The 24636-nt window shown below is 74.6% G+C and carries 24 protein-coding genes; 13 read left to right on the forward strand and 11 right to left on the reverse strand.

Features of this window, described 5'->3' with window-relative positions:
* Positions 1–20: 20 nt before the first annotated feature.
* A complete protein-coding gene (locus tag HH311_RS14725; protein WP_169184412.1) occupies positions 21–836 on the reverse strand; it encodes an enoyl-CoA hydratase in 816 nt (271 codons plus the stop codon).
* A 169-nt stretch (positions 837–1005) separates the two neighbouring features.
* On the opposite strand from HH311_RS14725, the gene HH311_RS14730 reads away from it, so the two are divergent.
* From HH311_RS14730 to HH311_RS14740, 3 genes are read left to right on the forward strand one after another with little or no spacing between them, the layout of a single operon-like run.
* On the forward strand, positions 1006–1938 hold the full coding sequence (locus HH311_RS14730) for an acetaldehyde dehydrogenase (acetylating) (protein WP_169184413.1): 933 nt from the start codon (positions 1006–1008) through the stop codon (positions 1936–1938).
* Positions 1935–2969 carry a 4-hydroxy-2-oxovalerate aldolase gene (gene dmpG / locus HH311_RS14735; RefSeq protein ID WP_169184414.1) on the forward strand — a complete coding sequence of 345 codons (1035 nt, stop codon included), beginning with the start codon at positions 1935–1937 and terminating at the stop codon, positions 2967–2969. The genes HH311_RS14730 and dmpG overlap by 4 nt, the downstream gene beginning before the upstream one ends.
* 39 nt (positions 2970–3008) lie before the next feature.
* A complete protein-coding gene (locus tag HH311_RS14740) occupies positions 3009–3425 on the forward strand; it encodes a tautomerase family protein (protein ID WP_169184415.1) in 417 nt (138 codons plus the stop codon).
* Between the two features lie 3 nt (positions 3426–3428).
* Here HH311_RS14740 and HH311_RS14745 read toward each other — a convergent pair whose 3' ends face one another.
* Together HH311_RS14745 and HH311_RS14750 are read right to left on the reverse strand one after the other, a co-directional pair.
* Entirely contained in the window at positions 3429–4202 is a 774-nt protein-coding gene (locus HH311_RS14745; protein WP_169184416.1) for an SDR family oxidoreductase, read from the reverse strand.
* 55 nt (positions 4203–4257) lie between these two features.
* Positions 4258–5124, reverse strand: coding sequence for a DUF1003 domain-containing protein (locus HH311_RS14750; protein WP_169184417.1), 867 nt, complete (start codon positions 5122–5124; stop codon positions 4258–4260).
* Between the two features lie 196 nt (positions 5125–5320).
* Here HH311_RS14750 and HH311_RS14755 point away from each other — a divergent pair, with 196 nt between their 5' ends.
* Positions 5321–5638, forward strand: coding sequence for a helix-turn-helix transcriptional regulator (locus tag HH311_RS14755; RefSeq protein ID WP_169184418.1), 318 nt, complete (start codon positions 5321–5323; stop codon positions 5636–5638).
* A complete protein-coding gene (locus HH311_RS14760) occupies positions 5635–6156 on the forward strand; it encodes an SRPBCC domain-containing protein (protein ID WP_169184419.1) in 522 nt (173 codons plus the stop codon). Before HH311_RS14755 ends, HH311_RS14760 begins: the two co-directional genes overlap by 4 nt.
* Before the next feature lie 16 nt (positions 6157–6172).
* Here the strand turns inward: HH311_RS14760 and HH311_RS14765 are convergent, their stop codons facing one another.
* The 5 genes from HH311_RS14765 to HH311_RS14785 all read right to left on the reverse strand — a co-directional run bounded on the left by HH311_RS14765 (position 6173) and on the right by HH311_RS14785 (position 10372).
* Complete coding sequence (locus HH311_RS14765) at positions 6173–7978, reverse strand: hypothetical protein (RefSeq protein WP_169184420.1); 1806 nt, start codon at positions 7976–7978, stop codon at positions 6173–6175.
* 15 nt (positions 7979–7993) lie between these two features.
* A complete protein-coding gene (locus HH311_RS14770; RefSeq protein WP_211190263.1) occupies positions 7994–8425 on the reverse strand; it encodes a hypothetical protein in 432 nt (143 codons plus the stop codon).
* Positions 8422–8805: a cupin domain-containing protein gene (locus HH311_RS14775; RefSeq protein ID WP_169184421.1), complete on the reverse strand. Its 384-nt coding sequence runs from the start codon at positions 8803–8805 to the stop codon at positions 8422–8424. Before HH311_RS14775 ends, HH311_RS14770 begins: the two co-directional genes overlap by 4 nt.
* An 86-nt stretch (positions 8806–8891) precedes the next feature.
* A complete protein-coding gene (locus tag HH311_RS14780) occupies positions 8892–9707 on the reverse strand; it encodes an SDR family oxidoreductase (RefSeq protein WP_312030161.1) in 816 nt (271 codons plus the stop codon).
* Positions 9704–10372 carry an HAD-IA family hydrolase gene (locus tag HH311_RS14785; protein ID WP_169184422.1) on the reverse strand — a complete coding sequence of 223 codons (669 nt, stop codon included), beginning with the start codon at positions 10370–10372 and terminating at the stop codon, positions 9704–9706. Before HH311_RS14785 ends, HH311_RS14780 begins: the two co-directional genes overlap by 4 nt.
* A gap of 144 nt (positions 10373–10516) precedes the next feature.
* Between HH311_RS14785 and HH311_RS14790 the strand changes: the two genes are divergently transcribed.
* The 3 genes from HH311_RS14790 (at position 10517) to HH311_RS14800 (ending at position 14804) form a co-directional block, all read left to right on the forward strand.
* A complete protein-coding gene (locus HH311_RS14790) occupies positions 10517–12295 on the forward strand; it encodes a PEP-utilizing enzyme (RefSeq protein ID WP_169184423.1) in 1779 nt (592 codons plus the stop codon).
* Complete coding sequence (locus tag HH311_RS14795) at positions 12292–13440, forward strand: PEP/pyruvate-binding domain-containing protein (RefSeq protein WP_169184424.1); 1149 nt, start codon at positions 12292–12294, stop codon at positions 13438–13440. Before HH311_RS14790 ends, HH311_RS14795 begins: the two co-directional genes overlap by 4 nt.
* Before the next feature lie 167 nt (positions 13441–13607).
* Complete coding sequence (locus HH311_RS14800; RefSeq protein ID WP_169184425.1) at positions 13608–14804, forward strand: Ig-like domain-containing protein; 1197 nt, start codon at positions 13608–13610, stop codon at positions 14802–14804.
* A 10-nt stretch (positions 14805–14814) separates the two neighbouring features.
* Here HH311_RS14800 and HH311_RS14805 read toward each other — a convergent pair whose 3' ends face one another.
* A complete protein-coding gene (locus HH311_RS14805; protein ID WP_169184426.1) occupies positions 14815–16437 on the reverse strand; it encodes a hypothetical protein in 1623 nt (540 codons plus the stop codon).
* Positions 16438–16483: 46 nt separating this feature from the next.
* Complete coding sequence (locus HH311_RS14810; protein ID WP_169184427.1) at positions 16484–18130, reverse strand: hypothetical protein; 1647 nt, start codon at positions 18128–18130, stop codon at positions 16484–16486.
* Positions 18131–18598: 468 nt separating this feature from the next.
* Between HH311_RS14810 and HH311_RS14815 the strand changes: the two genes are divergently transcribed.
* From HH311_RS14815 to HH311_RS14835, 5 genes are all read left to right on the forward strand, one after another.
* The gene (locus HH311_RS14815) at positions 18599–19558 is read left to right on the forward strand and encodes a cytochrome c oxidase assembly protein (protein WP_169184428.1); all 960 of its coding nucleotides are present in this window, start codon (positions 18599–18601) and stop codon (positions 19556–19558) included.
* Positions 19559–19655: 97 nt separating this feature from the next.
* The gene (locus tag HH311_RS14820) at positions 19656–21002 is read left to right on the forward strand and encodes a Rieske 2Fe-2S domain-containing protein (protein WP_169184429.1); all 1347 of its coding nucleotides are present in this window, start codon (positions 19656–19658) and stop codon (positions 21000–21002) included.
* Positions 20999–21217 carry a hypothetical protein gene (locus HH311_RS14825; protein WP_169184430.1) on the forward strand — a complete coding sequence of 73 codons (219 nt, stop codon included), beginning with the start codon at positions 20999–21001 and terminating at the stop codon, positions 21215–21217. The genes HH311_RS14820 and HH311_RS14825 overlap by 4 nt, the downstream gene beginning before the upstream one ends.
* Before the next feature lie 52 nt (positions 21218–21269).
* On the forward strand, positions 21270–21860 hold the full coding sequence (locus HH311_RS14830; protein ID WP_169184431.1) for a hypothetical protein: 591 nt from the start codon (positions 21270–21272) through the stop codon (positions 21858–21860).
* Between the two features lie 37 nt (positions 21861–21897).
* Positions 21898–22341, forward strand: coding sequence for a universal stress protein (locus HH311_RS14835; RefSeq protein WP_169184432.1), 444 nt, complete (start codon positions 21898–21900; stop codon positions 22339–22341).
* Positions 22342–22344: 3 nt separating this feature from the next.
* Here HH311_RS14835 and HH311_RS14840 read toward each other — a convergent pair whose 3' ends face one another.
* Complete coding sequence (locus tag HH311_RS14840; RefSeq protein ID WP_169184433.1) at positions 22345–24627, reverse strand: penicillin-binding protein; 2283 nt, start codon at positions 24625–24627, stop codon at positions 22345–22347.
* Between the last annotated feature and the right edge of the window lie 9 nt (positions 24628–24636).

The raw sequence follows: 24636 nt of genomic DNA on the forward strand, positions 1-24636 counted from the left end.
TCTGCCGGACGTGACGCGGTCTAGCGGTCCTGCCAGACCGGGGCTCGCTTGGCCAGGAAGGCGGACATGCCCTCCTGGGCGTCGCAGGTCATGGCGTTGGTGGCCATGACCTCGCTCATCTCCGTGTACGCGTCGTCCTCGGAGAGGTCGATCTGCCGGTAGAAGGCCTCCTTGCCGATCCGCAGCGTCACGCTGCTGGCGTCGGCGACCTTCTCGGCCAGCGCCCGGACGGCGTCGTCGAGCTGGTCGGCGGGCACGGCGGCGTTCACCAGGCCCCACTCGGCCGCGGTGGCGGCGTCGATCGTCTGGCCGGTGAGCAGCATCTGCATGGCCCGCTTGCGCCCGATCGCCCGGCTCACGGCCACCATCGGCGTCGAGCAGAACAGGCCGATCTTCACGCCGGGCGTGCCGAAGACGGCGTGGTCGGCGGCGATCGCGAGATCGCACGTCGCGACGAGCTGGCACCCGGCGGCGACGGCCATCCCCTGCACGGCGGCGATCACCGGCTGGGGGACCTCGTGGACGGCGCGCATCATCTCGGTGCAGACCGCGAACACCTCGCGCTCCTCGGCGAGGGTGCGGTCGACCATCTCGGACAGGTCGTGGCCCGCCGAGAACGCCGGGCCCTCCGCGGCGATCACGACCACGCGCACGCCCTTGCGGGCCGAGACGTCGCGCAGCCCGGCCGTGACGGCCCGCATCGTCGCGACGGAGAGCGGGTTGCGGCGGCGCGCGGCCGTCAGCACGACGCGGCCGACGACGCCCTCGACCTCCGTGCGCACCGTCTCCTCGGCCGCACGGGCGTCGGCCGCCTGCTCCGTCACCGGGGTCGCCATGGTGCCTGGTCTAGCAGCCGGGGATGCCGGACGACAGGGGCGGCGGCGTCGGGGCGATCAGCGCGGGGTGGATCCCCTCCGGATGCAGGGGCCCGCCCTCCCCCGCGCTTTGCCCCCTCGCGAACGCGGCTGTTCCACGCTGTCGGTGAGCCGTGTCACCGTGCCGGACATGAGCGCTCCGCCCGGCACGAGGACCACCGCGGCCATCGTCGGCCCCGGCAACATCGGCACCGACCTGCTGGCCAAGCTCGCCCGGACCTCCTCGATCGAGGTGACGGCGATGGTCGGCGTCGTCGAGTCGCCGGGTCTCGAGCGGGCGCGCCGGGCCGGGATCGCCGCGTCGGCGGAGGGCGTGGACTGGCTGCTCGCGCAGGATCCGCTGCCGCGCATCGTCTTCGAGGCCACCTCCGCGCGGGCGCACGCCGCGAACGCGCCGCGCTACGAGGCGGCGGGCATCCGGGCGGTCGACCTCACGCCCGCGCACCTCGGACCGATGGTGTGCCCGCCGGTGAACATGCCCGACCACCTCGACGCCCCGAACGTCAACATGATCACCTGCGGCGGCCAGGCGACGATCCCGATCGTCGCCGCGGTCTCGCAGGTCGTCGAGGTGCCGTACGCGGAGATCGTCGCGTCGACGGCGTCCCGGTCGGCCGGGCCGGGCACGCGCGCCAACATCGACGAGTTCACCGAGACCACCGCGCGGGCGGTCGAACAGGTCGGCGGAGCGGGCCGGGGCAAGGCCATCATCATCCTCAACCCGGTCGAGCCGCCGATGATCATGCGCGACACGGTCTTCTGCGCGATCCCCGCCGAGCGGTGGGACGACGCGACGACGACGGCCGTGGCGGCCTCGATCCACGCGATGGTCGCCCGGGTGCGGGAGTACGTGCCCGGCTACACCCTGCGCGCCGACCCGCAGTTCGACCCGCCGCGCCCGGAGTGGGGTGGTCGGGGCCGGGTCGCGACCTTCCTCGAGGTGCGCGGCGCGGGCGACTTCCTGCCGGAGTACGCCGGCAACCTCGACATCATGACCGCGGCGGCCGTCCGGGTCGGCGAGCTGATCGCGGCGGAGCTCATCACGACGGGGGTGCCGGCATGACCCGTCCCGAGATCCGCCACGACGTCCGCATCACCGACACGACGCTGCGCGACGGCTCGCACGCGCAGGCCCACCAGTTCACCGAACAGCAGGTCCGCGACACCGTCCGCGCGCTCGACCGGGCCGGGGTCGAGGTCATCGAGGTGACCCACGGCGACGGGCTCGGCGGCTCGACGTTCAACTACGGCTTCTCCCACACCGACGAGCTCCGCCTCATCGCCGCGGCCCGCGAGGAGGCCCGCACCGCCCGCATCGCCGTGCTGCTCGTGCCCGGGATCGGGACGTCCGAGGACCTGCGGCGCGCCCACGACGCCGGGGCCGAGGTGGTCCGCGTGGCCACCCACTGCACCGAGGCCGACGTCAGCCCGCAGCACTTCGGGGTCGCTCGCGAGCTGGGCATGGAGACCGTCGGGTTCCTCATGATGGCCCACCGGACGCCGCCCGAGGACCTCGCGAAGCAGGCCCGGATCATGGTCGACGCCGGGTGCCAGTGCCCCTACGTCACCGACTCGGCGGGCGCGCTGCTGATGCACGAGGCCCGCGCACGGTTCGAGGCACTGGTGGCCGAGGTCGGCGACGAGGCCTGGGTCGGCTACCACGGGCACCAGAACCTCAGCTTCGGCGTCGCGAACTCGGTGATCGCCGCGGAGGTGGGCGTCAAGGAGATCGACGGGTCGCTGTGCGCGCTGGGCGCGGGGTCGGGCAACTCCCCCACCGAGGTGCTCGCCGCGGTGTTCGACCGGCTCGGCGTCTCGACGGGGCTCGACGTCATGGCCCTGCTCGACGCCGCCGAGGACGTCGTCCGCCCCTACCTGCACCGCTGGCCGAAGATGGACCGCAACGCGATCGTGCAGGGCTGGGCCGGGGTCTACTCCAGCTTCCTGCTGCACGCCGAGCACGCGGCCGAGCGCTACAAGGTCCCCACCCACGAGATCCTGCGCCGCTGCGGCGAGCTCGGCCTCGTCGGCGGCCAGGAGGACATGATCATCGATGTGGCCCTCGAGCTGGCGCGCGCCCGCGAGGAGGGCTGACGGGATACCGTCGGGGCGGGAGATCACACAGGAGGCCCGATGCCGGTCGTCGAGATCCACCTCGTGGAGGGCCAGCAGCCGCCGGCCCGCATCGAGGAGCTCCTGCGGAGGGTCAGCGAGCGGTACGCGGCGGTGCTCGAGTCGCCGATCACCCGCATCCGCGCCTTCGTCACGATGCACCCGCCCGAGCTGTGGTCCACCGGCGGCGTCACCGCGGCCGTCGACGGCGACCCGGCGCCCTACTTCGTCGCGGCGGTGCTCGAGGGCCGACCGGCCGAGCAGCGGCAACGGCTTCTCGCGGAGATCACCGACACGCTGTGCGAGGTCCTCGGGGCCACCCGCTCGCGGGTGCGCGGCCGGATCGCGCAGGTCCCGCCGGAGGACTGGGGCATCGGCGGGGTGCCGGCCTCGTCGCGGCGGCGCGAGGAGATCGTCGCCCGCTCCTCGCGGCTGTAGGGCTCACAGGCTCTGGACGAGCCCGCCGTCGCACCGGACCGCGCTCCCGGTCACGTAGGAGGCGGCGGCGCTGCACAGGAACGTGGCGACGGCGCCGAACTCGGCGGCGGTCCCGTACCGGCCGGCCGGGATTCCCGCCACCGCGCGGGACTCGACCTCGGCCGGCGTGATGCCCTCCCGCTCCGCGATGTACCCGTCGATGCCCTCGGTGCGGGCCGTCGCGATGCGGCCGGGCAGGACGACGTTCACGGTGACGCCGTCCGCGGCCACCTCCCCCGCGAGGGTCTTGAGGTAGGCCGCCGTCGCGGCCCGCCCGAGGTTGGACAGGGCCAGACCGGGGATCGGCGCGACGACGCCGACGCTCTCGATCCCGACGATCCGGCCCCACCCGCGCTCCCGCATCCCGGGCAGGACGAGCGAGACGAGCCGTTGCTGGGCGTAGAGCAGCGGGACGAGCGCCTCGGCGATCGCGTCGTGGTCGATCGTCGCGGCCGTGCTCGGGGGCGGGCCGCCGCTGTTGAGCACGAGGACGTCGACCGGGCCGAGGGCCGCCGTCGTCCGGGACACGAGCGTGTCCGGCCCGTCCGCCGCCGTGAGGTCGACGCCCACGCCGAGCGCCCCGGGGAGCTCCGCCGCGATCTCCTCGGCGCGCTGCGCCCGGCGGCCGCTCACGGCCACGCGCGCACCCTCCGCGGCGAGGGCGCGGGCCGTGGCCTCGCCGAGACCCGAGGTGGAGGCGCAGACGAGCGCGGTGCGTCCCGCGAGACCGAGGTCCATGCCGCGCATCCTGCCGCGTCCCGGCCTGCCTGCGGTGCCCCTCGCGAAGTCCCGCTCAGCGGCTGCCCGAACCCACGTCCGAGGACCGGTCGGTGTACGCGCGGGGAGCCGGGGCACCGGCACCGGCGGGACCCCGTTCCTCGGCCCGCACGGCCTGCTCGACCACGGCGGCCAGCAGCTCGTCCTGCGCGAGCAGGTGCTGGCGCAGGTGCCGGCACTGCTGGAGGACGACGGCGGTGTGGTTGGCGGTCTCGACGACGCGGCGGTCGGACACCTCGCCGATGACGTCCTGCCCCACCATGATCACGAACATGAACACCAGCTGGGCGAGGCTCGAGCAGAACAGCAGGAACGAGAAGGGGTAGGGGTCGGGGATCACCCCCAGGAGCGCGAGCACCATCCACCCGGCGACCACCACCGCGGTCACCACGATCGCCGAGGCGGTCCCGAGCCGCTGCACCAGCCACGCGGCGATCCGGCGGTTGCGGGTGGACGTGGCGGGCTCCACCGACAGCGGCGGGCTGATCATGATCGGGGCGGTGTCGCAGGGGTCGAGCTCGTCGCCGGACGGGGCGCCCCGGTTGAGCAGCCGGGCGCGGTCGTCGATCAGCGTCTGCAGCCGGTGGCACTCACCGAGGATCGCCTGGGCGTCGTCGTAGGTCTGCTGGGCCCGCCGCTCCCCCGCCTCCGACAGGGTCCGCTGCCCGACCAGGATCACGAAGATCAGCAGCAGCTGGACGACGTTCCCGACGAACAGCAGCACCGGGTAGGGGTACGGGTCGAACCCGAGGACGTTGCGTGCCCCGAGCACCATCCACACCGCCGAGAGGCTCACCGTCAGGTAGACGGTGACCATCGACCCGAGACGGCGTGTCATCCACGCCGCGACCCGGTCCGTGCCCGTCGTCCGGTGGTCCGTCACCGCCAGTTCCCCCGCACCTGCGCCGGCTCGCCGCTCCACCGCGCAGGCCCGACCCATCCGCACGGCGCTGTCTCGATCAAGGAGACCCGTCACTCGGGACGCGGACCCAGGGTCGCAGGTTCCCGGGTTGGGCCGAACGAGGCCCCCCACCTCCATGCCTCGACGCGCATATGCCGCAACAGGCATACTGCGGGGCGTGTCGACCACCTGGACCGTCCTCGCCGACCCCACCCGGCGGGCGATCCTCGACCTGCTGCGGGAACGCCCGCACGCCGTCGGCGAGGTCGTCACCCGGCTCGACCTCGCCCAGCCCACCGCGTCGAAGCACCTCGCGGTGCTGCGCCGGGCCGGCCTCGTGCGCGCGACCGTCGATGCCCAGCGCCGGGTCTACGCCCTCGACCCGCGCCCGCTCGGCGAGCTCGAGGCATGGCTCGCCCCGTACCGCCGACGGTGGGGCGACGCCCTCGACGCGCTGGGCCACCACCTGGACACGACGACGGAGGAGACCCGATGACGACCGGCACCTACCTCGAGATCGACGGCCGGCCCGCCCTGCGGTTCGTCCGTGACTACCCGCACCCGCCGCAGCGGGTGTGGGACGCGGTCACCGACCCGACGGAGCTCGCCGCCTGGTTCCCCGCCCGCGTCGCCTTCCCCGACGCCGGGGCGCCGGCGCCGGGCGCGGCCGTCCGGTACTCGTTCGAAGCGGACGGCGACGGGGGCACGGGCCGCGTCGTCACCCACGAACCACCGCGCCGCTTCACGGTCACGTGGGCGACCGACGAGCTGCGGCTGGTCCTCGACCCGCTCGACGACGGCGGGTGCCGGCTGACGTTCACGGCGCTGCTCGGCGAGCGCGACACCGCCGCGCGCACGGCCGCCGGGTGGGAGGTCTGCCTGGAGGCGCTCGACGCGGCCCTCGGCGGCCGGCCGTCGATCGCGCCCACCGGCCCCACCCCGGCCTGGCGGCGCCACTACGAGGACTACGTGGGGGTCGGCGTACCGGCCGGTGCGCCCGTCCCGGACGCCTGACCCGGCGACCCACGCCTCAGTCCCCCCGGAGGAGCCATCGGACGGGGTGGTCGGGGTCGGACCGGTACCGGCACCGGCGTCCGGTCCGGACCCGGTCGTACAGGTGCCGGCCCAACCACGGGTCGGCCTCGGCGATCCGCGCCAGCGTGCCGACGATCGCCTTCCGGACGGCGACCCGGGCGCGCTCGTCGTGCGAGCCGGTGGTGCGGCGGCGTCCGGCGAGCCCGGTCCCGCCCGCGAGGTAGTCGGCGATCGCGGCGCGCTCGTCGCGCAGGTCGGCGGCATCGGCGGGGTCGGCGGCGGCGAGCTCGGCGTCGAGCGCGGCGAGCCGTCCCCGCAGGACGCGCCGCGACTCGTCGTCGAGGACGTCGAGGCCGCTCTGGCCGACGGTCAGCTCGGCGCCCGCGAGCGTGCGCACGTCGACGTCGGTGTCGGGGTGCCGCACCAGGACCTGCAGGTGTTCGAGCCCCCGCATGCGCGGCATGACGACGGTGGCGCCCGCGCGCCCGACGAGCCACAGCCCGCCGGGCTGCTCGTGCAGGTGCACCACCACCTCGTCCGTGACGTCGGCCGCGTCCCCCTCCCCGGCCGGTGTCGCGGCGCGCAGCCGGTCGCCCCACCGCGTCGCGCCGATCCGCCGGTAGGTCGCGAGGGCGGCGGCGCGGTGGCGGGCCGCGGCGTCGTGGTCGCCGCGCAGCGCGGCCGCCCGGGCCAGGGTGTCGTCGGTGACGCCGTGCCACATCACGGCACCCGCGTTGAGGACGGACCGCCCGGGATGGTCGGCCACGAGCGCGGCCGCCGCGGCGGTCACCTCGCGGTCGCCGACCGCGAGCGCGCCCTCGAGCACGCACTGGAGGGTGAGCAGCCAGTCGTGGTCGTACGGGAGCGCGGCCAGGGTCTCGGCCGTGAAGACGCCGATCATCTCCCGGACCTTGTCCGGGCGCCCCGCTCCGGCCCACATGACGGCGGCCTCGGCCCGGACGACGGCGACGCCGTGCTCGACGGCGTACCGCTCGTAGGCCGGGGCCTCGCCCGCGCAGCCCTCGACGTCGCCGCCGCACCAGGCCAGGTAGCCGCGCATGGCGTGCAGCACGCTGTCCGCGTCGGGGATCGCCGCGCGCTTCGCGGCCGTCTCGGCCTGCTCGATCAGCACCGGTCCGACCTCGCGGTGGTCCCGGAGCAGCTCCACGGCCAGCCGGCGGCTGGCCGCGAAGAAGCGCGCCCGCGGCGACTCGTCGCCCAGGATCTCGATCGCCCGGACGCAGCGGTGGATCCGCGGCAGGTCGAGCACCTCCCAGGCCACCGTCAGGTCCCACAGGTAGGCCTGGAGCCGGGTGTCGGGGTCGGGCAGGTGGGCGGCGGCATCGCCCAGGCGGACCGCCCAGTCGCGCCGCCGGGCGAGGTCGTCGGGACCCCAGTGGGCGGTAAGGGCCGCGTCGAGGGCGTCGGCGAGCACCGTCGGGTCGCCCTGGTCCGCGGCGCGGGCGAGGGCCTCGTCGGCGAACGGGCGGGCGCGGAGCGGCTCGTTCGCGTAGGCCCAGCAGCGCGCCAGGGCGGCGCCCAGCCGGATGCGTGCCACCGGGTCGGTCGCCAGCTCGTACGCGGCGTGCAGGCGCACGGGGAGCAGGCCGGGCGTGAGGTTGTACTGCTGCCCGCGCGCGAGGCCGAGCACGGCGGCGATCCGGCCGTCGAGGTCGTCGGCGGCCGCGGCGAGGTCGGCGGCGCGGCCGTAGAAGGCCATGGCGGCCTCGCCGTCGCCGTCCTGCCACGCCGCCTCGGCGCGGGCGGTCATGCCCGCCGCCGAGGCCGCGTCCGCATCCATCGTCGGAGGTTACGGTCAGGGCCGCAGGAGGGACACGTCCCCGGCGTGCCGCCGCTGGACCGCCTCGTCCCAGTCGCCGGTGCAATAGATCGACAGCTCGGCGATCCGGCCGTCCCGGACGACGCCGTGGATCAGTTCCCGGCAGTACCACTGCTGGGCGCCGGCGCTCCACCGCTCCTCGAACTGGAGCAGGAAGCCGCGGGAGGTCCGGTCCAGCGCCTCCACGCGGACGCGGCCGCGGTGGGGATGGCCGTCCTCGCGGATCCCGAACGCCGTGTCCGCGCCCTGGCCCTGGACCCGCCACTGCGGGAGCGACAGGTCGACGAAGACGTCGTCGGTGAACAGATCCCCGGGCCGGCCGCCGGTCTCGAGCCAGGCGACCAGCCGGTCGGCCAGCACGGCGTGCCCGTCGTCCATCCGGACCGCGGTGCCGGCGGCGGCGCTCACGGCCGGGCCCCGGTCAGCGCGGTGACGTGGCGGTCGATGACCGCCATGACGGGCCGCAGCGCGGCGGTGCGGCTGAACTCGACGACGGAGGTGCCGGCCAGGATCAGGGGCCGGTGCCCCGGCGGCGCGACGTAGGCGTCGCCCTCGACGTAGGTCTCCTCGTGGCCGGGCCAGCGGAAGGTGATCTGCCCGGCCGTGACGTAGCCGAGGTGCCGGCAGGTGCAGGCGTCGCCCGGCAGGCCGCGCAGGTAGGGCGCGACGTCGAGGTCCTGCCGGAAGGTCTCGAACGCGACGGTGTGGTCGTCGAGCTCGGCGTAGCGGCCCTCGACGACGTCGAGGTCGATGGCCACGGGGGTGGTCGAACGGGATGCGCTGGGCATCGGGTGCCTCCGGAGGTGGGGTGGGTCGTGCGGTCACCCGGGAGGCGTGACATCCCGACTCACGATGTGCCGGGGGTCGCCGCGGCCTAGAAGAGCCCCCGGCGGGCCCCGACGTCGAGGGCCAGCGTCGAGCCGGTGAGGGCGTCGGCCTCGTCGTCGAGCAGCGTCGCGACCGCCCACGCGACCTGCTCCGCGGTGACCAGCGCGCCCAGCGGCGACTCGGCCCGGCGCTCGGCGAGGATCTCCTCGACGTCCACGCCGCGGTCGTCGGCGCGGGCCTGCGAGAGCCGTCGCAGCCGGTCGGTGTCGGCCGGGCCGGGGGCGACGAGGTGGGCGGTCACCCCGCTCGGGCCGTGGTGGTCGGCGAGCTGGCGCACGAGGTTCGCGAGCGCCGCGTTGGTCACCCCGGCCGCGCAGGTGTGCGGCGAGGGTTCGCTGCCGTAGTGACCGCCGAGCGCCACCAGCCGCGAGCCGGGGCCCAGGCGGTGCGACACCGCGCGGACGAGCCGCAGCATCCCGCCGACCTTGAGCGCCACCGCGGCGCCGAGCGCGGCCGGGTCGATCGTCGGCAGCGGACCGGCCGCCGGCAGCCCGGCCGCCTGCACGACCATCCGCACCGGCAGCCCGACGTCGTCCACGGCCGCGCGGATCGCGTCGACGGCGGCGTCGTCGCCGATGTCGGCGGCACACCCGACGAGGCCCGTCGCGGGGTCGGGGGCCTTCCGGGCGACCCCGACGACGACGAGGCCCGCGCGGACCAGGCGGGCGGCGATGGCGGAGCCCAGTGCCCCGGAGGCGCCGACCACCACGGCGGCCGCGGACCCGCCCGACGGTGTGGCTTTCCGGACGTCCAGCGTCTGCGATGCGACACCGCTGACGTTCCCGCTGACGTTCCCGCTCACGCCGCCGCCCACAGCCCCAGCGCGTCCCGCACCCGCCCGAACGCCACCCCCGGGTCGCGCAGGTCGACCTCGATCGTCACCAGGCCCGCCCGCCGGGCGCCGGCGCAGTTGCCGGGGATGTCGTCGACGAACACCACCTCGTCCGCCGCGCAGCCCAGCGCCTCGAGCGCGATCCGGTAGGCGCCGGGGTCGGGCTTGAGGACCCCGGTGACGGAGCCGTCGACGATCGTGTCGAAGCGGCTCAGCACCGGGTGGTCGGTGAGGTCGGCCTCCCCGTGGAACGCGGCGAGGTCGTTGGTCAGCGCGGCGACGACGAGCCCGCCGGCGTGGGCGTCGTCCATGAGCGCGACGACCTCGGGGCGGAAGTGCTCGATCCCCTCGACCTCGGGGTAGAGCACCTCCATCAGCGCCGGCACCCCGCGGTCCGAGGAGTCCCCCACCAGCGCCGCGTACTCCGCGGCCCGCGCGGCCCAGTAGCCCCGCTCCCGCGAGCGCTCGGCCAGGACGTCGTCCCACGCCGGGTCGGTCGCCGGTCCGAGCAGCCCGCGGACGTCGGTGAAGGACGCCAGCTCGGGCCGCCGCACCCCGAGCTCGGCCATCCTCTCGTGGCCCGACGTGAGCAGGACGCCACCGATGTCGAGCAGCAGCGCTCGGGGGGTGCTCATGGTCCGCAGGCTAGGACCCCTCCGAACGCCGGCGGTGCCCCGCCGTTCGCCCGGCCGCAACGTTCCGTCCCCGCGAACGTGTTGCTTGCGTCACTCCTCCGGTTGGATGACGGTCACCCCGATCTCATCGCCGAGGAGGGTCAGATGGCGAACGTCGTCCCGGTCGACGCCTACAGCACGGGTGAGTGGTACCCCGGGTACAAGCCGGAGTTCTTCGACATGCCGTGGATCGTCGATCCCGCGGGCCCGTTCCGGCCCGGTGACGAGAACCAGTTCTGGTTCCTCGACTTCCACTGGTCCCGTGGGCTGACGCCCCTGGGCTCGACGCTGTGGAGCGGCGACGGCTACTGCTGGGGCACCCAGCACGCCGCCGAGACGCTCCCGCTCCCGCCCGGGCGCGGCGTCACCGCCCGGTTCGCCGGCACCCACCTCTACGGGTCCGCCCTCCCCGAGACCGACCCCCGGGAGATCGAGGCCCGCGCCGGGCGCATCGCGACGAACCTCCCCCACTTCCTCACGAACTACCGCAGCATCTGGGAGTCCGGGCGCGACGAGCTCGAGAACACCTGGTCGTACTTCCGCGGCATCGACTTCACGAAGGTCCGCGGCGACGAGCTCCCGAACCTCCTCGCCCAGGGCCGCCGCTACCACAAGCGGGCCATGGAGATCCACTTCGGCGTCATGTACCCGATGCTCGCGAACTTCCTCGGCTTCTACGGGGCCTGCGCGGACATGGGCATCAACCCCAACGAGATCGGCAAGTTCCTCCAGGGCGAGGACACCAAGATCATGGAGACCGACCGCAAGCTCTACGAGCTGGCGCTCAAGGCGCGCGCGGCCGGGCTCGAGGGGGTCTTCCAGGCCCACGACGGCGGGCAGCTGCGCGACGCCCTCGCGCGCCACGGCGGTGCCGCGTCGCTCTGGCTGACCGAGTTCGACGACTTCCTGCAGATCTACGGGTGGCGGGCCGAGGCGACGTGCGACGTCGGCGTCCCGAGCTGGATCGAGGACAACACGATCCCGCTCGACCTCGTGAAGACGTTCCTGCAGCGTCGGGACCCGCACGACTTCGAGGCGGCCGCGTCGAACGCCTGGGCCGAGCGGCAGGAGGCGATCGAGAACGCCCGCGCCGGGCTGACCCGCGAGGAGCAGGCCGTCTTCGACGCCGGGCTCGCGTCCAACCAGGAGGCCAACTTCCCCTGGTGGCAGGACGACCACAACTACTACATCGACCTCAAGGTCATGCTCCCGCTGCGGTGGGGCTGCCAGGAGCTGGCGAACCGCGTGAAGGCGGACCGCCAGGACGACATGCTCTACCTGTTCTGGCCCGAGCTGCGCGACGTCGCCAGCGGCGACCGGCCCTACGACGCGGGCCTGCGCGGCCTCGTCGACGCCCGCCGGCAGTACTTCGACCACTGGCACACCCGGCGCAGCGAGATGCCGAAGGTGCTGGGGACCATCCCGGAGGCCGTCGAGGACCCGATCCTCATCGAGATCTTCGGGCTGAACCCGCAGTCGATCAAGGCGGTGCAGAACCCGGAGGCGGCCGAGCAGACCACGATCTCCGGGGTGGCCGCAGCCAAGGGCGTGGCGCGAGGCGTCGCCCGGGTGCTGCAGTCCTCCGACGAGCTCCACCGCCTCGAGCCCGGCTCGGTCCTGGTGTGCGAGTCCACCTCCCCGAACTGGACCCCGGCCTTCGGCAAGATCGCCGGCGCGGTCTGCGACGGCGGCGGGATGCTCTCCCACGCCGCGATCGTCGGCCGGGAGTACGGCGTCCCGACGGTGACCGCGACCGGTGTCGCGACCCTGTCCATCGCCGACGGCGACGAGGTGGAGGTCGACGGCAGCAACGGCGTCGTCACGATCCTCACCAGGGCCGCCGACGTGGCGTCGGCCGTCCGGTCCCCGGAGGTCCCCGCATGACGGCGGCACCCGCGGACGCCGGGGTGGAGCCCGCCCCCGAGCGGCACAGCTGCGAGGCGATCGCCTGGCTCGACGAGGTCGCGCCCGAGGAGGCGGTGGCGTGCGGCGGCGCCAAGATGGGCCGCCTCGCCGAGCTGCTCGCCTCCGGGGTCCAGGTGCCGCAGGGCTTCGCGGTCACCGTCGAGGCCTACCGGCGGCACTGCCGGGACTCCGGCCTCGACGGCCGCATCGACGAGATCCTCTCCCGGGTCGGCCCCGACCCGTCGGACGCCGAGGTCGAGCACGCCTCGGCGGCGGTCCGGGAGCTGTTCGCGTCGACCCCGATCAGCGAGCACCTCACCGCCCGGCTCACCGAGGCCTACGAGGAACTGTGCCTGCGCTGCGTGGACGTCAACGTCCCGGTCGCGGTCCGCTCGTCGGCCACGGGCGAGGACGCCGCCGACGCGTCGTTCGCCGGCATCTTCGACACCTACCTCGGCGTCTCGGGCATCGAGCGGGTCCTCGACTCGGTCCGGCGCTGCTGGGGATCGCTGTTCACGGCACGGGCGCTGGCCTACCGGCTGCGCCGCGGCATCAGCCACCACGACATGCCGATCGCCGTCGGGGTCATCGAGCTCATCCACGCCCGCGCCTCGGGCGTGGCGTTCTCGGTGCACCCGGTCACCGGCAAGCGCGACCGCATCGTCGTCGAGACCAGCTGGGGCTGGGGCGAGGCGATCGTGCAGGGCCTGGTGGACCCCGACCACGTCGAGATCGGCAAGGCCGACGGCCGGGTGCTGCGCTACGACGTGGCCCACAAGAAGGTCGTGAGCGCGTTCGACTTCGCGGTCGGCGCGGTCACCGAGATCGAGATGCCCGCGAAGCTCGCCGACCGGCGGGTGCTCGACGACGAGCAGGTCGGCGCGATCGCGGCCGCCGTCACCGCGATCGAGGAGCACTACGGGCACCCGGTCGACGTCGAGTGGGTGATCGGGCGGCACCGTCGGGCGGGCGACCCGGTCTGCATCGTCCAGACCCGCCCGGTGACCACCGCCGAGCCGGAACCGGCGGTGTCCGCGGCATCTCCTCCCGGCGGCCCGGCCTACGACCCGGTCGCCCTCGCCCAGAAGTACCTGTTCTCGGGCAGGCCCATCCCGGGCCGGTAGGGCGCCGACGCCGGGGAGAGGTCACGAATCGTCCCGGGAGCGGTGCGCCACACCACCTCCGTGTCACGCGCGGGGCACCATGGTGGAACCGGCCCGGACGCGAGGCGTCCGACGGGGCGGGGCCGTGACGCGGTACCCGGACGACGACGACTCGGGGGTGTGGGTCGATGGCACTCGGGCGGGCTCTGCTCGGGGTGATGGTGGCGTTCGCGGTGGCCCTGGCGGCCGTGACCGTCTGGGGCAACGTCCACCGCGCGACGGCCGGGCCCGGTGCGTCCGGGTCGAGCGCCGAGGCGGAGGCGCCATCGGCGCCCCCGGCCCGGATCACGACGACGCCCGCCGCGGGTGCCACCGGGGTGGCCCCCGCCCAGCCCGCCGCGGTCCACGTCGCGGACGGCCGGCTCACCGACATCGCCCTCGTCGGGCCAGACGGTGCGGCGGTGCCCGGGCGGCCGCTGCCCGACGGCTGGACGAGCACGGCGACGCTCGCCTTCGGCGCGACCTACACGTGGAAGGGCCTCGTCCTCGACGGCAACGGCGCCGCGCAGCCCCTGACCGGCTCGTTCACCACGGTGACGCCGCAGCAGAAGATCGGCGCCAACCTCAACATCGGCGACGGCGCCACGGTCGGGATCGCCGCGCCGATCATCGTCCAGTTCGACGGCACCGTCACCGACAAGGCCGCCGCCCAGCGGGCGCTGTCCGTGCAGACCTCGGTCCCGACGACGGGCTCCTGGGCCTGGCTGCCCGACACCGAGCAGGGCTCCCGCGCGCACTGGCGGCCCGAGAACTACTGGAAGCCCGGCACCCAGGTCAGCGTGGCCGCGAACCTGCAGGGCGTCGACGTCGGCGGGGGCACCTGGGGCACCGAGAACGTCACCTCGCACTTCACGATCGGCCGGGCGCAGATCGTGAAGGCCGACGTGAACTCGTTCCACATGCTGGTGGTCGACGGGAACGGCAAGACCCTCCAGGACGTGCCCGCCAGCTACGGTCTGGGCGCCGATCCGAACCGCAACACGACCAACGGCGTCCACGTCGTGATGAGCAAGCAGCAGACGGTGCTCATGTCGAACCCGGCGTACGGCTACAACAACGTGCCGGAGCACTGGGCGGTCCGGATCTCCAACAACGGCGAGTTCATCCACGCCAACCCGCTCTCCGAGGGCGCGCAGGGGAACGAGAACGTGACCCACGGCTGCGTCAACCTCTCCACCCAGGACGCGGAGAACTACTTCAACACCGCGATCTTCGGGGACCCGGTGGAGGTCACGGGCTCGCCGGTGCCGATGCCGCGCACCGACATCTACGACTGGTCGCTCACCTGGCAGGAGTGGCAGTCGCTGTCGGCCCTGCCGGTGTGACCCGGTCCGGTCACGGTGACCGGACGGCGGCCAGGCGGCGCCCGCCCTGGCCGTCGTGCCCGGTCGAGAGCTGCGTGCGGAGCTCGTGGAGCTCGACGAGGCCGGACTCGAGCTCCACGACGCGCGCCGCAACGGCGCCGTCGTCGGACGCCGCGGTCCGGACCGCCTCGGCCGCCTGCCGCAGCCGCTCGTCGTTGACGACGGTGAAGTGGTCCCGCAACGTCCGCTGGACCGCGCGCAGCTGCGTGCGCTGGTCGTCGCCGATCCGGAAGTTGGCCGCGTCGAGCAGCTTCGCCACCGCCACCCGCCCCTCGGCCCGCCGCCGCTCGAGGGTGCTCCGGCGGTCCTCGAAGAACGTGAAGACGCCGAGCAGCACCCCGGCGGCCACGGAGTAGACGCTGATCAGCTGCTGGCCGGCGAGGCTGGTGAGGACGCCGACCATGAGGATGCCGCCGTAGGAGCCGCGCACGCTGTTGACGATGCGCGAGAGCAGGCTGCCGCCCCCCTCCGGCGCCGGCATGGCGGGGAGGCGCCGCAGCGCGTCGTCCGGGTCCTGCACCCGCAGCCGCGGCAGCGCCACCCCGGCCGGTGAGCCCTCGGGGGTGCCGGTCATCTCGGCGACCACCGTCGTCGCCAGCCCGCTCGCGCGGCTGCGGAGGACCTGGTAGTCGGTGGTGACCGCCGCCCGGACCTGGTCGCGCACCGTCCTGTCGAACGCGGGCCAGTCCCCGAACGGGTTGCCCTTGGCGACCTGCTCGTCGGCGGACTCCAGCACCTCGCGCAACCGCTCGCGGAGATCGAAGTCGACCTGGGCGCCCAGCTCGGTGACACCGTCCGCGAGGGCGATCTGCCAGGCCGTGGAGAGCCGCTGCCGCCGGTCGAGCTCGGCCGAGGCCGCCTGCTGGCGTCCGCCCGGCGCCGCGGCCTCGCCCTGCAGCCGGGTCAGCTCGGCCGACCACCCCGGCAGCAGCGCCTCGACCACACCGCGGATCTCGGCCAGGGCGGCGTCGCGGAGCCGGGCGTCGACCCCGCTGTCGACGTGGTCGCGGAGGTACTCCACCAGCTGCGGCACGCCCGAGGCGACCAGCGACGCGTCGTCGTTGCGCAGCCAGGCGTCGTCGCACATCACCGTCGACACCGGCAGGAGCGGGATCGCCGGGTCGTCGAGCCCGGCGCCCTGGAGCCGCTGCCGGTCGACCGCCTGGACCGTGGCCAGGTCCGGGCAGGCCTCGTAGTTGGTCAGCACGGCGACGACCTGGGAGTACTGGGCCCGGAGGCGGGCGAGCGCGTCCAGCTCGACCCGCCCGTACTCGCGCCGGGCATCGGTCACGAACAGCACCACGTCGACGGCGGTCGGCGGTACCGACCGGCCGGCCCCGGACGAGCCGGGCGCGTCCACGTAGGACGCCCCCGGCAACGTCCGGGCCGACACGCGGGCCAGGGACCGGGCCATCGCGCTGCCCGACCCCGCACCGGCACTGACGGCGACGCACACCGGGCGACCGGCCAGCCACGACCGGACCACCCCGAGCCGCTCCACCAGGTCGGGCCGACCGGCCGCCGTGGCCAGCCGGTCGGCCCGTTCCAGCAGGCGGGAGAGATCACCGCTGCCGCTCACCGTGGAACGGATCATCACGGACAGGGCGGATCCCCTTCCCGTTCGATGGGTGGTCGGGCGGTCAGTGCGGCGTCGTGGTGTGGTCGGTCGCCGGGTTGTGGTGCGCCGGGTCCTGCGTGGTCGGCGTCACGTGCGCCGCAGGGTCCTGGGTGGTCAGCCCGCTCCCGAGACCCGCGTGGCTGTCCGGCGTCACGGCACCGGTCGTGCCCGTGGTCCCGGAGTGGATGGCGCCGCTCGGCGCCGTGCTGTTGGTGGTCGGGACGTGGTTGGGGTCGGCCGCACCACCGGCGCCGGCCGGGTTGGTCCCCGGCGCCGTTCCCGTGCCCGTGCCCGTGGCCGTCCCCGGCGTCGCGCCGGTGCCGGGCGTCGCGACCGTGCCCGGCGTCGCACCGTGCGCACCCGACGCCGTCGCGCCGGCGCCGGGCCCGGTGCCCGAGCTGCCGGCGGCACCCGCACCCGACTGCCCGCCGAGGTCGGCCTGCGGGGCGCCGGAAGCGCCGCCGTGGCCGGCCGCCGCGCTGGTGCCCTGCGCCGCGACCTGCTGGTACCCGGGCGTGTTCACGGCCGCGGCCTGGGTGATGTTGTGACCGAGCGGCTGGGACGCGACCGGCCCCGGCGACTTCGGGTCGAACGGGGTGGCACCGCCGGGAGCGGCGGCGCCGCCACCGGCCGCGCCGGTCTGCGCGACCGGACCCCGCTCGGCCGCCGGTGCTCCCGGCGCCGAGCCGAACGAGCTGCCGCCGAACGCCGCGGCCGGCGCGAGCCCCGGTGCCAGCGGGCCGGCGGGTGGCTGGCCGAAGGACTGCCCGTGCTCACCGGGCTCGCCCCGACCCGGCTCGTGGTGACCCGGCCGGTGCTCGCCCGGGCGGCCGTGCGGGTGCTCGGAGCCGCGGTGCTCGGAGCCGCGGTGCTCGGAGCCGCGGTGCTCCGGGCCGTGGTGCTCGGAGCCTCGGTGCTCGGACCCGCGATGCTCGGACCCGCGGTGCTCCGGGCCGGGCCGCTGCGGACCGCGGGGGTCCGGACGTCCGTGGTCGTCCCGGTGCTCCCAGGCACGGTCCTGCGGGTGGCCGCCGCGGTGCTCGTCCCCGCGGTGCTCGTCCCCGCGGTGGTCGGGCCCGCGGTGGTCGTCGCGGTGCTCCCAGCTCGCGCGGTGCTCGTCGCGGTGCTCCCACGGGCGCTCGTGGCCGCGGCCGTCGTGGTGCTCCTCGCGGTGCTCCCAGCTCGCCCGGTGCTCGTCGCGGTGCTCCCACGGGCGGTCGTGGCCGCGGCCGTCGTGGTGCTCCTCGCGGTGCTCCCAGCTCGCCCGGTGCTCGTCGCGGTGCTCCCACGGGCGCTCATGGCCGCGGCCGTCGTGGTGGCCGTCGTGGTGACGGTCGTGGTGGCCGTCGTGGTGACGGTCGTGGTGGCCGTCGTGCCGCTCCCAGCCGCGCCAGTCGTGGTCGCTGCGGTAGTGCTCGTGCACCCAGTGCCGGAAGGCGTCGTGGTCCCAGTGGCGCGGCTCGTGCCAGCCCTGCGGCGGGTGCCAGCCGTGCGGCGGGTGCCAGCCGCGCGGCACCACCCAGCCGGTGCCGTCCACCCAGATCGGACCGTGGTAGTCCGGTCCGGGGACGTGGCCGTGCTCCGGGGGCGCCGGGAACGGCGGGTGCGACGGGGCAGCGTGCTCGCGCGGGTCGGTGGCGAGCCGGAGCCGGCCGGAATCTTCGGTCAAAACGTGGCCTCCTGACAGCGGTCGCGCATCGCCGGGACGGCGACACTCGGCACGGCGACGACATCGAAGAATGGCGACCATAGACCGGGGTCGAGAATGCTCGCGCACCGGCCCGAGGTCGCGGTGATCTGGTCGTGATCGAGAGCGGAGTCGTTACCGCGCACAGTTCTCTCACACCTCCTCCACAGGAAGCCGAGAGCGGTCCGACCTGCGGGAGCGCGCACAGCGCACCGTTCCGACACGATCTGGACACAACGGACCTCGACCACTCCGCGGCCCCGCGCAGAACCGTCCGACAACGGAGCATTGCCGCCCGCCGGAAGCGCAACGGACCATTCGGGGCGAGAGGGAATTCGACACCGGGAATTCGACGATCGCGGTCCCGGGCGCGCCGCGAGCCCCGGGGTGTGGCCACCGGCGCAGGCCGGTGTGCTGCCGGGGCCGGGCGGGCGGAGCACCATGGTGTCCGTGGCTGGAGCTGGACAGACGATGGGGCCGATGGGGCCCGCGCCGGGGCCGGCGTGGGTGGACGTGCTCACCACGTGGGAGATCGCGTGGGGGGTCGACGCCGTCCTGCTCGTGCTCGGCGCGCTCTACCTCACCGGGGCGGTCCGGCACGGCTCGTGGCCGGTCCGGCGCACCGCCTCGTTCCTCGGCGCGCTCGCGGCCGCCGTCCTCACCTGGAACTCCGGGATCGCGGTGTTCGGGCACGGCGCGTTCGCCGTGCACATGGTCATGCACCTGATGCTGATCATGGTGGTGCCGGCCCTCTGGGTCGCCGGCCACCCGCTGGAGCTGCTGCGCCACCACCTGCGCGGGGGCGCGGCCCGGCGGTTCGACGCCGTGGTCGGCAGCCGCGTGGTGCGCGGGCTGACGTTCCCGGCGACGGTGCTCGTGGTCTACGCCGCGGTCGTCGTCCTGACCCACCTGACCGGGTTCATGGAGGCGATGGCGTCCTCGATGGCCCTGCACCACACCGAGCAGGCGCTCTACCTGGTCGCCGGGCTGCTCTTCTTCCACACCGCGATCGGCGTGGACGTGCTCCCGCACCGTCCCGCCTACTTCGCGCGGTTCGTGCTGATGCTCGTCGCGATGGGCGTGGACACGCTGGTCGGCGTCGTGCTGATGCTCGCGCCCGCGTCGATGTTCCCCGCCTACGACCTCGAGGGCGTGCACCTCGGCGGCGCCATCATGTGGGTCGGCGGGGACGGCCTGATGATGGTGATCATGGTCCTGCTCGGCCGGCTGTGGGTCTCCGACCCCAGCGGGCGGGTCGACTTCGGGCCGTGGCTGGAGTCCGCGCGCCGCTCGGCGTACTCGGAGCAGACCGGGGACGCGCGGGCCGGGGACGACGACCTCGACGACGACGACGAGGCCCTCGCCGCCTACAACCGGATGCTCGCCCGCCTGCACCGCGACCACGGGTAGCCCGGAGGGCCGCTGTCCCGCACACCGGCACAGCGCGCTTCCCCGTGATTCGTCGGCTCCCTAGCGTGGTGAGCACCACCACGATCCGGGAGGCGCCGTGCTGACCGCCGAGCAGAACGACGAGCTGACCGCCGTCGAGCCCGGGACCCGCATGGGCGAGGTCCTGCGCCGCTACTGGTACCCCGTCGCGTTCACCCGCGAGATGACCGAGTTCCCCGTCAAGCGCATCGAGCTGCTCGGTGAGTTCTTCGCGCTGTGGCGCTCGCCGTCGGGCCGGTACGGGATCATCCCGGAGCCCTGCCCGCACCGGAAGGCGTCGATGGCCTACGGCGTCGTCGAGGGCGACGGCCTGCGCTGCCCGTACCACGGGTGGAAGTTCGACACCGACGGCGCGTGCACCGACCAGCCCGCCGAGAAGGACAACACCAACTTCCAGAGCCGCGTCCGCGCGACCGCCGGGAAGGTCGAGGAGCTCGGCGGGCTGGTGTGGGCCTACCTCGGCCCCGACCCCGCTCCCCTGCTGCCGCGCTTCGACGTCTACGTGATGGACGGCTACCGCGACATCGGCTGGGCCGACATCCCCTGCAACTACGTGCAGGTCATGGAGAACGCGGTCGACCCGCACCACGTCGAGCACCTGCACGGCCGGTACTTCGAGTTCATCGGCAACCACGAGGGATTCACCGCCCCGCCGTCGTTCGGCAAGCAGCACCAGCGCATCGGCTTCGACGCGTTCGAGTGGGGCATCATCAAGCGCCGGATCCTCGCGGGGGCGAGCGAGGACAACGACGACTGGAAGGTCGGCCACCCGCTGGTCTTCCCCTACAACATGCGCGTCGGCGGCGGCGGCATCCACCAGATGCAGATCCGGGTGCCGATCAACCGCACCACGACGCGGTTCATGCTCTACACCGTCCACGCGCCCGAGGGCTACGAGCCGCTCGAGCAGCCCACGATCCCCGACTACGAGATCCCGGTGTTCGACGAGCGCGGTCGTCACGTCGTGAACTACGTCGAGGGCCAGGACATCATGGCCTGGTGCACCCAGGGTCCGATCACGGACCGCACGACCGAGCACCTGGGCCGCTCCGACATCGGCGTCTCGATGCTGCGCAAGATGTTCAAGCAGCAGATGGCGGCCGTGGAGAACGGCGACGACCCGCTCGGGGTGATCCGCACCCCGCACGAGCGCATCGACCTGCCGTGCGAGAAGGACAAGTTCCACGCGGGCGGCGCCCAGTTCGCGCTGGACTTCTGCGACATGGGCTCGACCCGCTACTCGCCGATGCTCGACACCATCCGCAAGGTCCACCTCTCCGCCGCCGAGCAGGTCGGCAAGGACAAGGCGGCGGGCCGCGAGTCGTTCACGCCCGCCGGCGGGATCGGCGACGCCACTCTGGAGCCGGGCGTCGACGCCCAGGTCGACTCGGGACCCGTCGGGTGAGCTCGCCCCCGGACCGACGGTTCGCCGCCGACGCCGAGGCGCACCGGCGCGACGCCCCGCGCTTCTGCCCGGCGTGCGCCGCCGCGGTCGACCTCGCCAGCGAGTTCTGGGAGGGCGACCAGCGGCGGTTCTACTGCTGGTGCTCGGCGTGCGGCTGGACCGGGGAGATCGCCCCCACCGGCGAGACGGCGATCGGCCACGAGCCCCCGCACTGAGCCCTGGTAGCGTTGGCCCTTTCGAGTGAGGCATGGGTCACGGGAGTCGGGGATGGACGAGATCGAGGTGTGGCCGGACGGCCTGCCGGTACCGAGCCGCAACTGCCACCGGTCGGTCGAGGTCGGCGCGTGCGTGATGGAGTACGCGGCCCTGCTCGGCGGCGAGGCCCACACCGACCACCCGAGATCGGTGCACCCGCTCCTGGCGGAGCTGTCCCGGCGTGCCAACGACGTCGTCGGCGACGAGGCCCGGGCGGCCCTCGTCCTGCTGGTGCCCGCCCTCATCGGCACCGCGGGCGCCGCCGACCCCGACGCCGACCCCGACGCCGCGTCGCGGGCGGTGGCCGACGTGCTGCGGCGTCACCTCGAGGGCGACGGCGCCCCGCTCGCCCCGCGGCCCCGCCTGCCGGTCCCCGACCGGGTGGACCCCGGCGTGGGCGGCGGCACCGCCGTCCTCGACCGACCCGCCGCGGAGTCCCACGGCGAGCAGCAGGCCTGGATCGACCGGGCCTTCGAGCGGTCGTGCACCACCCGGCGGAACGACCGCGAGGTGGTCGAGCTGCTCGAGGCGATGGTGCACGAGGTCCGGGCGGCCCGGGGTCTGCCGCCGGTGGCGACCGGCGGGCCGTCGTCGTCGGCGTGATCGACGCGGGGGCGGTCCCGGGCGCAGACTGGACCCCGTGGACGGGTTCGAGCTCGGCACCGACGGTCCGACGCTGATCCTCGCCGCGGTGGACGGCTCGACCACCTCGCTCCGCGCCGGTGCCTACGCCGTGGGCCTGGCACGCCGCCAGCGCTCCGAGCTCGTCGTCATCACGGTGACGACGACGCCGGCGATGTCGTCGTTGTCCGCCGACGCCGTCACGGTGCTGGCCGAGTCCGCGCACGACCTCGCCGCCGACCTCCACGAGCAGGCCAAGGAGTACCTGCGCCTCCTGGAGATGGAGGCCCGGCTGATGATGGTCCACGGCGACCCCTACCTCGAGATCGTCCGCGCCGCCGACGACCTGCGGGCGGACGCGGTCGTCGTCGGCGCCTCGATGAAGGCCGGGCACCGCTTCGTCGGGTCGCTGGCCGGGCGGCTGATCAAGGCCGGGAAGTGGCCCGTCACGGTCGTCCCCTGACCGTCAGCCCGGCGGCGGCGGCGCCGGCGTGATCTGCCCGGTGCTCACCGAGAGCGTCACCTGCTCGCCCCGCACCGCGTCGACGCCCTGCGGGTCCTGCCCCACCACGGCGCCGGCCCGGGCGCGGCTGGCGACGGGGACCGCGCGGACCGTGTACCCGGCCTGCCGGAGCGCGGCGGTGGCGTCCGTCTGGTCCTGCGTCACCACCGACGGCACCGAGATCCGCCGGCCGCCGGTGACGTAGGCCGGGTCGGGCGCGGGGAGCGGCTGCGGCGGCGTGCTCCCGAGGACGCTGCCGGCGGCCTGGTAGAAGGTCCGGGCGGGCACGTTCCCGCCGGCCAGCGAGCCCTGCGAACAGCTCGTGGGCGGGGTGCCGTCGCAGATCGGCCGCGGCGAGGGCGAGTCGTCGAAGACCACCGAGGCCCCGGCGAGCGTCGGGGTGGCGCCGACGAACACCCCGGACTCGGCCGTCTCGGTCGTCCCGGTCTTCCCCGCGGTGGGACGCGACCAGTGCGTGGCCTGCGCCGCCGGCTGCGACGTGCCGCCGGGCTGGTCGTCCTTCGAGAGGCCGGTCATCTCGGTGTCGGCGACCGCCGGGGACACCGCCTGCGAGCACGGCTCGGTCGAGACCGGCACCGGGTGGCCACGCAGGTCGGTCACCGCGGCGATCGGGTCGGGCGGGCACCAGACCCCGTGGCTCGCGAGGGTCGCGCCGACGTTGGCGAGCTCGAGCGGGCTGGTCGGCGTGGGGCCGAGCGTGAACGAGGCCTGGTTCCCGGACTTCATCGCGTCCGCCGCGGACGGCTTCCCGGGCGCCGTCGGCTCCGCGAGGGAGCGCAGGCCCATCCGGACGGCGGTGTCGACGACGGGCGCGATGCCGGTCGACTCCTCGAGCTTGACGAACGCCGTGTTGGGCGAGCGCGCGAGGGCGTCCTGCAGCGAGAGCGTGGGCGGGTTCGGCTCGGCGTTGCCGATCGTGTAGCCGGGGGTGAGCGCCGAGGTGTAGGTCGGCTGCGGGACCGGGAGGACGTCGTGGATCCCCCCGCCCTGGGCGAGGTACGTCGACGAGGTGAAGATCTTGTAGACCGAGCCGGCGCCGAGGTTCTCCGGGTCGCCGGGCAGGTCGTAGGTGGTCTGGCGGGTGGCGGAGTCCAGCCCGTAGGTCCGGTTGGCGACCATCGCGGTCACCGGGTGCGACGTCGGGCCGGGCAGCACGGTCGCGAGGACGTCGGCGACGTGCGGCGCCGTCGGGGTGACCTGCCCGTCGACCGCGGCCTTCGCGGCCCTCGTCGCGGCCGGGTCCATCGTCGTGCGGACGGTGTAGCCGCCCCGGCGGAGCTGCGCGGGCGGGATCCCGGCGCGGTCGAGGTAGTCGAGCACGTAGGAGCAGAAGAACCCGGCGTCGCCGGCACCGAGACACCCGTCGGTGGGCTGCGGGAGCGCGGGGTCGACGCCGAGCGGAGCCGCGGCCGCGGCCCGGGCCGTCGTCGGGTCGATCTCGCCGGCGGCCCGCATCTGGTCGATGACGACGTTGCGGCGCCCGGTCGCGGCCTGCGGGTGGCGGACCGGGTCGTAGGCCGTCGGGCTCTGCACCATCCCCGCGAGCAGCGCGCCCTGCGGCACGGTCAGGTGGTCGGGAGTGGTGCCGAAGTAGGTGCGGGCGGCGGCCGCGACGCCGTAGGTGCCGTTGCCGAAGGAGACGAGGTTCAGGTAGCGGGTGAGGATCTCGTCCTTCGGGAGGGACCGGTCGAGCTGCTCGGCGACCTGCGCCTCCCGGATCTTGCGGCCGAGCGAGGGCGCGGTCGCGCGGAGCTGCTCGGAGGGCGTCGTCGCCACGACGTACTGGTCGTAGTTCTTCACGTACTGCTCGGTCAGCGTCGACGCGCCCTGGGTCGAGCCGCCGGACCCGTTGTTGACCAGGGCCCGCCCGACGCTGCGGGGATCGACCCCGGACTCGGCGAAGAACCGCCGGTCCTCGATGGCGACGATCGCGCCCTTCATCGCCGTCGAGATGCCCGACGACGGCACGACCTGCCGGTCCTGGTCGAAGAGCCTCGCGATCGGGGTGCCCGCGGCGTCGGTGACCGTGGTGGTCGAGGGCATCGACCCGCCCATGACGCCGGGTGTGGTGGTGGCGGTGGACGAGCTGGCCGCCTGCGAGACGAGACCCGCCCCGCCGACCAGCGGGAACAGCACCCCGGCCAGCAGCACGCCGGCCAGGACGGTGCAGGCGGCGAGCCGGGCGACCCCGAGCAGGACCCGGGAGGGGCGACGTGGTGCGGCCATGGTGGGACC

The organism is Actinomycetospora sp. TBRC 11914, from assembly GCF_012933465.1.
Classification (GTDB): Bacteria; Actinomycetota; Actinomycetes; order Mycobacteriales; family Pseudonocardiaceae; genus Actinomycetospora.

What these genes read in the sequence shown, in the direction of transcription:
- HH311_RS14725 (WP_169184412.1), bottom strand. Translation starts at nt 836, where the DNA reads ATGGCGACCCCGGTGACGGAGCAGGCGGCCGACGCCCGTGCGGCCGAG.
- HH311_RS14730 (WP_169184413.1), top strand. Translation starts at nt 1,006, where the DNA reads ATGAGCGCTCCGCCCGGCACGAGGACCACCGCGGCCATCGTCGGCCCC.
- dmpG (WP_169184414.1), top strand. Translation starts at nt 1,935, where the DNA reads ATGACCCGTCCCGAGATCCGCCACGACGTCCGCATCACCGACACGACG.
- HH311_RS14740 (WP_169184415.1), top strand. Translation starts at nt 3,009, where the DNA reads ATGCCGGTCGTCGAGATCCACCTCGTGGAGGGCCAGCAGCCGCCGGCC.
- HH311_RS14745 (WP_169184416.1), bottom strand. Translation starts at nt 4,202, where the DNA reads ATGGACCTCGGTCTCGCGGGACGCACCGCGCTCGTCTGCGCCTCCACC.
- HH311_RS14760 (WP_169184419.1), top strand. Translation starts at nt 5,635, where the DNA reads ATGACGACCGGCACCTACCTCGAGATCGACGGCCGGCCCGCCCTGCGG.
- HH311_RS14765 (WP_169184420.1), bottom strand. Translation starts at nt 7,978, where the DNA reads ATGGATGCGGACGCGGCCTCGGCGGCGGGCATGACCGCCCGCGCCGAG.
- HH311_RS14775 (WP_169184421.1), bottom strand. Translation starts at nt 8,805, where the DNA reads ATGCCCAGCGCATCCCGTTCGACCACCCCCGTGGCCATCGACCTCGAC.
- HH311_RS14785 (WP_169184422.1), bottom strand. Translation starts at nt 10,372, where the DNA reads ATGAGCACCCCCCGAGCGCTGCTGCTCGACATCGGTGGCGTCCTGCTC.
- HH311_RS14790 (WP_169184423.1), top strand. Translation starts at nt 10,517, where the DNA reads ATGGCGAACGTCGTCCCGGTCGACGCCTACAGCACGGGTGAGTGGTAC.
- HH311_RS14795 (WP_169184424.1), top strand. Translation starts at nt 12,292, where the DNA reads ATGACGGCGGCACCCGCGGACGCCGGGGTGGAGCCCGCCCCCGAGCGG.
- HH311_RS14800 (WP_169184425.1), top strand. Translation starts at nt 13,608, where the DNA reads ATGGCACTCGGGCGGGCTCTGCTCGGGGTGATGGTGGCGTTCGCGGTG.
- HH311_RS14805 (WP_169184426.1), bottom strand. Translation starts at nt 16,437, where the DNA reads ATGATCCGTTCCACGGTGAGCGGCAGCGGTGATCTCTCCCGCCTGCTG.
- HH311_RS14830 (WP_169184431.1), top strand. Translation starts at nt 21,270, where the DNA reads ATGGACGAGATCGAGGTGTGGCCGGACGGCCTGCCGGTACCGAGCCGC.
- HH311_RS14840 (WP_169184433.1), bottom strand. Translation starts at nt 24,627, where the DNA reads ATGGCCGCACCACGTCGCCCCTCCCGGGTCCTGCTCGGGGTCGCCCGG.